This is a genomic window from Candidatus Schekmanbacteria bacterium (assembly GCA_003695725.1).
Lineage (GTDB): Bacteria > Schekmanbacteria > GWA2-38-11 > GWA2-38-11 > J061 > J061.
This window is the reverse complement of sequence record RFHX01000243.1, coordinates 1-8056: the sequence shown is the minus strand read 5'-3', so window position 1 is coordinate 8056 and position 8056 is coordinate 1. Positions and strand designations below refer to the sequence as shown.

Genomic DNA, 8056 nt, shown 5'->3' with positions numbered 1-8056 from the left:
TTGTAAGGCTTGGTGCTTTAGGCGATATAATTCATACAATCCCTTCTGCCTATTTTCTGAGAAAGAAATTCCCAACAAGCCGTATAGATTGGATAGTAGAAAAGAGATCATCTGAACTAATCAGGGGATCTTCACTCATCAATTCAATTATTGAAATCGATACTAAAAAGTGGAGGAAGGAAATATTAAATCCAGCCTCAACATTTTCAACTATAAGAGAAATTTCTCAAATCATTAAACTTATAAGAAAAAGGCAATATGATGCAGCAATAGATTTTCAAGGATTGATTAAAAGCGGAATTATCACATACCTCTCAAAGGCAAAAAAAACAATCGGTTTTAACAAAAAACACCTTCGCGAACCAATGAATTTTTATTTCATCAAAGAGCATATCTCACCTGATAAAAAAGATGTGCACATAATAGAAAAAAATCTATCACTCTTAAAAGGAATAGGAATCGACAGCTATAATGTGGAAGATTTTAAAGCCGATTTATCAATCTTTGGAGCAGAATCTTTAAAAGAAAAAACTCTGAACAAATACAATTTAAAACCCAAGGAGCAAACAATTGTAGGAATATATCCGGGTGGAGGATGGCAAACAAAATTGTTGGAAACTTTCAAATATGCAGAACTAATAAGGAAAATCTGTAATAGCAATCGCTTTGAAATTCTTCTAATTGAGGGAAAGGACGAAAGAGAGCTTACATCTAAAATTCTACAAAATCTGAAAAATCCCATCCAATGCATAAGAAATACATCAATAAAAGAGCTCGCTGTAGTACTTTCCTATATCGATATTCTCATAGGTCCTGACACAGGTCCTCTTCATTTAGCATCCATTTTAGGGACACCAACAATCGGCATATATGGTCCAAGCAGTCCACGAAGAAATGGTCCTTATTGGGGGAAACACAAAGTCGTTTATAAAGAATTTCCCTGCAGTAATTGCTATAAAAGAAAATGTAATGATATGCGCTGTTTGAAAGAAATATCTGCTGAAGATATATATAAAGCATTTAATGAATTAGTTGATGAAGTTTAGCTTTTATTTCTGAAAAAAGTATTTCAATGGTCCAATATTCAAAAATAGACAGAAAAAAAATTAAGCCAAAAAAATCTCTTGGACAACATTTTCTAAAAAATCCCCGCATATTAAAAAAAATAGTTTCATCTATAAACCCTAAAAAAGATGACAATATCTTGGAAATAGGATGCGGCGAAGGACTGCTTACAGAGTTATTAGCCCAATCAGGTGCAAAAATAGCTGCTATTGAAAAAGATAAAGAGCTTTACGAAATTGCTGAGGAAAGACTGAAAAAATATAAAAACTGCAAAATTTTAAAAGGAGATATTCTAAAAATTGACATAGACAAATTAAGGAATGATTATTTTTCCTCCAGAAGGATAAGAGTCGTTGGAAATATTCCCTATAATATTTCTTCACAAATTCTCTTTATGATGCTTGAGAAAAGAAGACTAATTGAAGATATTGTCTTTCTAATACAAAAAGAAATGGCTGACAGAATTTCTGCTGAAAGAGGCAATAGTGATTATGGATATGTGTCAGTTGCTTTTGCAATCTTCTTCAAAACTTCGAAAATTTACAACATTTCTGGAAAAAGTTTTTTCCCACCTGCAAAGGTTGAATCCACATTGATACATCTGATTAGGCTGAAACAACCTAAGGTAAAAATTGACAACGAAGTAGAATTCCTGAAGTTCATAAAAAATTGTTTTTCTCACAGAAGAAAGACAATACGCAATAATATTAAGATGATGCTTGACAATAAAAAATTAGAAGCTTTAGAAAAACAACTTTCTTTGTCACATAATTTCAACCTTTCTGTTCGAGCCGAAGAATTAGACCTCTTCCATTTTAAAAAAATCTATGATATTATAAAATTCCAACCGGGATAAAAGAAATATTGCACAAATTAGAACATTCATTCTTTGTCTTTGTCCTGTTTTAAATCTTAAAGGTTTTAAGTTAAAAAATTATGAAAGCATCTGTAATTATTCCTGCGAGATATGAGTCAACACGATTCCCCGGCAAACCTCTCGCTAAAATTAAAAACAAAGAGATGATAATCCATGTTGTTGAAAGAGCTCTTTCTGCAAAAGAGGTAGATGAAGTCGTTGTCGCTACAGACAGTGTGGAAATTGAAGAAATAGTCAAAAGAAACGGATATAGAGCTGTTATAACTTCCAAGGCACACAAATCCGGAACAGATAGAGTAGCAGAAGCTGCACAAAAAAGCGATTCGGAAATTATTGTCAATCTTCAGGGTGATGAGCCATTGATTGATCCTGCTATTATAGACTCTTCTATAATTGAAATGAAAAAGAATGGCAATTTTCCTGTTTGCAGTTTTAAAAAACTTATTACCAATGAAGATGAAATGAATGACCCTAATGTTGTAAAAGTTGTAACAGATAAAAATGATTATGCTTTATATTTTTCAAGATATCCTATACCATATGTAAAAGAAAAAATGTCTAAAAGAAGATTACACTTCAAACATATTGGAATATATACATTCAGAAGAGAATTCCTACCGATCTTTAGCTCACTCCAACCATCTCCTTTAGAAATGTCTGAATCATTGGAACAACTGCGAATTATTGAAAATGGATATAAAATAAAAGTGATTGAAACAGAATATGAATCATTGAGCGTTGATACGCCTGAAGATTTAACGACTATTGAAAGGTTTATTGATAAAAATGAAAACTAAATTTATATTCATTACAGGTGGTGTTGTTTCATCATTAGGCAAAGGGCTTGCCGCTTCTGCCATTGGAGCACTTCTTGAAAGCAGCGGACTTAAAGTAACATTATTGAAATTAGATCCTTACTTAAATGTTGACCCCGGAACAATGAATCCTTTCCAGCATGGAGAGGTTTATGTAACAGAAGACGGAGCTGAAACTGACTTGGATCTTGGGCACTATGAACGGTTCATATCTTCACAAATGAAAAAGGAAAATAATCTAACATCCGGCCAGATATACAATACCGTCATACGAAAAGAACGAAGAGGCGATTATTTAGGCGGCACGGTGCAGGTTATTCCGCATGTTACCGATGAAATCAAAAGAAGTATTCTCAACCTTGCTGATTCCAATGATATTGTTATTACAGAAATAGGCGGCACAGTGGGAGACATTGAAAGCCAGCCCTTTCTTGAAGCAATCAGGCAATTAGGTGTTGAGTTAGGAAGAGGAAATTCTCTTTTTATCCACCTTACCCTTGTCCCCTATCTTGGAACGGCAGGTGAATTAAAAACAAAACCTACTCAACATTCTGTTAAAGAGCTGAGGTCTATAGGTATTCAGCCAGATATTATCCTTTGCAGGTCCTCTCATGAGCTGCCTGATGAAATAAAATCGAAAATCAGTCTCTTTTGTAATGTGGCAAAGGATGCAGTCATCACAGCAAAGGATGTAAGCACTATCTACGAAGTGCCTCTAATTTTCCATAAAGAAGGATTGGATAAAATAATATTCAAAATACTTCAAATAGAAGCAAGAACACCCAAACTTGATAAATGGAAAGAAATCGTAGAAAAGGTATCCAATCCAACATACAAAGTTACGATTGCAATAGTAGGAAAATATGTTGAACTCACAGAATCCTATAAAAGTTTATCTGAAGCTCTCACTCACAGTGGAATTGCAAATGACACAAAAGTTGAAATCAGGTGGGTTGAATCTGAAAGGCTTGTTGATGAGCCCTTGGAAAAATATCTTTCGGGAGTTGATGGAATTCTCGTTCCCGGCGGTTTTGGAGAAAGAGGTATAGAAGGAAAAATCAAAGCTGTAACCTATGCCAGAGAAAATCTTATACCATTTCTTGGAATTTGCCTTGGAATGCAAGTTGCAAGCATCGATATAGCAAGAAACCTTTGCAACCTTGAAGGTGCCAATAGTTCAGAATTCTCCTCAACAACTGCCCATGATGTCATTCATATTATGTCATCCCAAAAAGATGTAAAAGAAAAAGGCGGGACAATGCGTCTTGGTGCGTATCCTTGTAAAATTATCAAGGGAACTCAGGCATATGAAGCATATCAGCAGGAAACAGTTTATGAAAGACACCGCCATAGATATGAATTTAACAATGAATATAGAGAAATTTTTAAGAAGAAAGGAGTTGTATTTTCCGGACTTTCTCCAGACGACCAATATGTAGAAGTTATAGAGCTAAAAAACCATCCATGGTTTGTTGCAACTCAATTTCATCCAGAATTCAAATCAAAACCTCTAAATGCACATCCTCTTTTTCGTGCCTTCATAAAAGCGGCTTTAAAATATACCGACCTTTATGCAGGAAAGGATGCTTAGTTGACAATCATAAGATAGAGGTATAAATTTCAATATAAGTTGATCCTATTTTTTGAGGATTTGAAAATTGTTAAAGGAGAAGAGATATTTTTCCAGTTGCTGTATTAATGTGGGAGATTGATTATGCCGTTAAAAACTGAAGCATTAGAGTATCATTCAAAAGGTAGAAAAGGTAAAATCGAAGTCATTGCTACAAAACCCTGTTTAACTCAAAGAGACCTATCTCTTGCTTACACACCAGGAGTCGCTGTACCCTGCCTTGAAATTGAAAAAGACCCCGAAATGGCTTATGAATATACCGCCAAAGGGAATTTAGTGGCCGTTGTATCCAATGGCACTGCTGTTTTGGGATTAGGATGCATAGGCGGCTTGGCAGGCAAACCTGTTATGGAAGGCAAAGGAGTACTCTTTAAACGTTTTGCCGATATAGATGTCTTCGACCTTGAAATTAAATCCAAAGACCCTGACGATGTAATTAATGTAGTTAAGCTTTTGGAACCAACTTTTGGCGGCATCAATCTCGAAGATATCAAAGCTCCTGATTGTTTCTACATCGAGGAAACATTGAAAAAAGAACTTGAAATACCGGTATTTCACGACGACCAGCATGGCACTGCTATCATCTCAGCAGCAGCTCTTCTCAATGCACTGGAAATAACAGGAAAAGACATTGACAAAGTAAAAGTCGTTTATAATGGGGCAGGAGCGGCAGGTATTGCATGCGCAGAACTTTATATCGAATTGGGAGTCAAACGGGAAAATGTAATAATGTGCGACTCAAGAGGAGTTGTATATAAGGGACGCAAAGAAGGTATGAATAAATACAAAGAGAGGCTTGCTTCCAATACTAAGTGCCGCACTCTTGAGGAAGCTATGGAAGGTGCGGATGTATTTGTAGGCGTCTCGGTAAAAGACTGTGTCTCCAAAAAAATGCTCAAATCGATGAATGATAAGCCAATTGTTTTTGCAATGGCTAATCCTGACCCTGAAATTACATATGAGGACGCCCTCGATGCAAGAGACGATTTAATTTTCGCAACTGGACGCTCAGATTATCCCAATCAGGTGAACAATGTTTTAGGATTCCCCTTTATTTTTAGAGGTGCCTTGGATGTTAGAGCAAAATCAATAAATATGGCAATGAAGATTGCCGCGGCGCGAGCCCTTGCCGCACTTGCAAAGGAGGATGTCCCTGAGTCAGTTTGCCGTGCCTATGGCGTAAAGGAATTAAAATTTGGACCTGAATATATCATCCCCAAACCTTTTGACCCGCGAGTACTTCTTTGGGAAGCACCGGCAGTTGCAATGGCTGCAATCGAAAGCGGTGTAGCAAGAATAAAAATAGACCCTGAAGAATACAAGAAACAGCTTGAAGCTCGACTTGGTAAATCAAAGGAAATAGTAAGAACAATCATAAGTAAGGCAAAATCAAACCCTAAAAAGATTGTTTTCCCAGAAGGTGAAAATGAAAAGATTATCAGAGCTTGTCATATTTTGATAGATGAAAAAATTGCAAAACCCGTACTTTTGGGCAGGAAAGAAAAAATAAAATCGATCGCTGAAAATTATCGCCTAAACATCGATGATGCTGAAATAATCAACCCATTAGAATCTGAAAAATTTAAGACCTATGTAGAAAAGCTTCATGACATAAGAAAGCGCAATGGCGTAACACTTGTAGAAGCAAAGGAGATGATGAAGAATCCAATCGTCTATGGCTCGATGATGGTCCATGTTGGCGATGCGGAAGGAATGGTATCAGGCATCACTCAGCATTATCCTGCAACTATAAGGCCCGCTCTTCAAATTGTGAAGAAAAAGAAAGAATTGAACAAAGTCTGTGGCCTTTATTTTCTTATCATAAAAGAAAAAGTTTTCATCTTTGCAGATACGACTGTAAATATCACCCCTGACCATAATGACCTTGCCGAAATAGCTATATGTGCGGCAGACTTTGCAAAAGAGTTCGATATCTTTCCCAAAGTAGCAATGCTTTCTTTTTCCAATTTTGGAAGTACAAAGCATCCTGAAGCGGAAAAAGTTAAAAAGGCCGTTGAAATAGTAAAGGAAAAGAGGCCTGATATTGTAATCGATGGTGAAATGCAGGCAGATACTGCTGTTGTGCCTGAAATAATAAAAAATACATATCCCTTCTGTAATATAAAAGACGGTGCAAATATACTTATTTTCCCTGACCTTGCTTCGGGCAACATTGCATACAAATTGATGCAAAGATTAGGCGGTGCAGAGGTTATAGGTCCAATTTTAGTTGGGATGAGCAAATCTGTCCATGTCCTTCAAAGAGAATGCGAAGTCAATGACATTGTAAATATGACATCAATAGCAGTCGTTGATGCACAAAATAAGGAATAGAGAGATTTTATTTCCCAATCAATTTCTTGTAAAGCTGTCGGGCAAGTTTTATTTCTTCTTCTTTGGTTTTAACTAATCCGTCTATATGGGCATTATGCACTTCAGAAAGTATTTTCGAATAAATAGGCCCTTCCTCTATGCCTAAATTTTTCAAGTCATTGCCTGTTATTATGGATTTTACTTTTTTGTAAGTAGAAAGATACTCCTTTATCTTTTTTATAACACTCCTTCTTTCTGTTAGCGCCATTATAAAGAGGATTAGCTCTTCATCATAATCTTTTAGAAGTGAATATATTTCAGAGGGTTTTACGGCTTTTTCAATCTTTCTTGCTATCGATTCAGCTTCTATCGAAATCCTAAGTTTTTTTCTAATGGCAGTGGGCAGAGAAAGTCTGTCAGATACCACTTTAAGAGAATCCTTGTCCAATTTGTGAAATATTCCCATCAAATAAAGATGCAATGCTTCTATTTTTCTTTCCGTGAAAGCTATTTCATACCAATCCTTCACCTTTTCCACCTTATTCAAAATTTCCTCACAATAGGAATCATATTTAAGATAAGGGCTTATGGATTTCAATACTCCGAGATCTTCCATCCTTCTCAAAATCTGACGAAATTTTTCTTCTTTAAAAATAAGTATAAATTCTGAAAGGATCCTTTTTCCTGAAACTCTTCCCATCACTCCCTTTGATAAAGAGTCTTTTAATAGAGCAAGAGTTTGTTTTCCTATTTTAAAATTGAGTCTTGTCTCAAACCGTAATGCGCGAAATATTCTTGTTGGATCTTCCACAAAGCTTAGACTATGCAGTACTCTAATCACTTTATCCTTTAAATCTCTCTGTCCTCCAAAATAATCGATCAACACATATGCAGGATTACCATTGAGCCTTACAGCAAGGGCATTAATGGAAAAATCACGACGGAGTAGATCTCTTTTCAGAGAACCGGGGAAAACAACAGGAAGTTTGGCAGGTGACTCATAGAATTCCGCCCTTGCAGTGGCAAAGTCTATCCTGAATCCTGATGATAAAAATACAGAAGAAGTTCCAAATCTTCCATGTGTTTTTATCCTGCCATCTACTCTTTTTGAAAATTCCTTTGCAAATGCTACCCCATTGCCTTCAATAACGATATCAATATCATAATTGTCGATACCGAGTAGAATATCTCTAACAATACCTCCTACAAGATAAGCATTCACGCTTTTTTCATCGGCAATTTGCCTTACTATCTCAAAATAGCTTAAAATCTCTTTTGTCATTCTTTCTTCTATAATTCTCTTAACATTCTTCTCCTGAAAATAAGGTTCCTTATCAAGAATAACTGAAAAATCTT

The 8056-nt window shown here is 35.8% G+C and carries 6 protein-coding genes; 5 read left to right on the top strand and 1 reads right to left on the bottom strand.

From position 1 onward, the window contains the following. From D6734_09485 to D6734_09465, 5 genes are all read left to right on the top strand, one after another. On the top strand, window positions 1-1046 hold a 1046-nt coding region (locus D6734_09485), incomplete at its 5' end, for a lipopolysaccharide heptosyltransferase family protein (protein RMF93701.1). A 26-nt stretch (window positions 1047-1072) separates the two neighbouring features. Continuing rightward, entirely contained in the window at window positions 1073-1921 is an 849-nt protein-coding gene (gene rsmA, locus D6734_09480) for a ribosomal RNA small subunit methyltransferase A (protein RMF93700.1), read from the top strand. A gap of 80 nt (window positions 1922-2001) precedes the next feature. Then, window positions 2002-2739 (top strand): 3-deoxy-manno-octulosonate cytidylyltransferase, encoded by a 738-nt coding sequence (gene kdsB / locus D6734_09475; protein ID RMF93699.1) that lies wholly within the window; start codon window positions 2002-2004, stop codon window positions 2737-2739. Next, window positions 2729-4348, top strand: a complete 1620-nt coding sequence (locus D6734_09470) for a CTP synthase (protein RMF93702.1) — start codon at window positions 2729-2731, stop codon at window positions 4346-4348. The genes kdsB and D6734_09470 overlap by 11 nt, the downstream gene beginning before the upstream one ends. A gap of 123 nt (window positions 4349-4471) precedes the next feature. Then, on the top strand, window positions 4472-6721 hold the full coding sequence (locus D6734_09465; protein RMF93698.1) for an NADP-dependent malic enzyme: 2250 nt from the start codon (window positions 4472-4474) through the stop codon (window positions 6719-6721). A 7-nt stretch (window positions 6722-6728) separates the two neighbouring features. On the opposite strand, the gene D6734_09460 is transcribed toward D6734_09465, so the two are convergent. Then, a partial coding sequence (locus D6734_09460; GenBank protein ID RMF93697.1) for a CCA tRNA nucleotidyltransferase occupies window positions 6729-8056 on the bottom strand: 1328 nt, incomplete at its 5' end.

What these genes read in the sequence shown, in the direction of transcription:
- kdsB (RMF93699.1), top strand. Translation starts at nt 2,002, where the DNA reads ATGAAAGCATCTGTAATTATTCCTGCGAGATATGAGTCAACACGATTC.
- D6734_09470 (RMF93702.1), top strand. Translation starts at nt 2,729, where the DNA reads ATGAAAACTAAATTTATATTCATTACAGGTGGTGTTGTTTCATCATTA.
- rsmA (RMF93700.1), top strand. Translation starts at nt 1,073, where the DNA reads ATGGTCCAATATTCAAAAATAGACAGAAAAAAAATTAAGCCAAAAAAA.
- D6734_09465 (RMF93698.1), top strand. Translation starts at nt 4,472, where the DNA reads ATGCCGTTAAAAACTGAAGCATTAGAGTATCATTCAAAAGGTAGAAAA.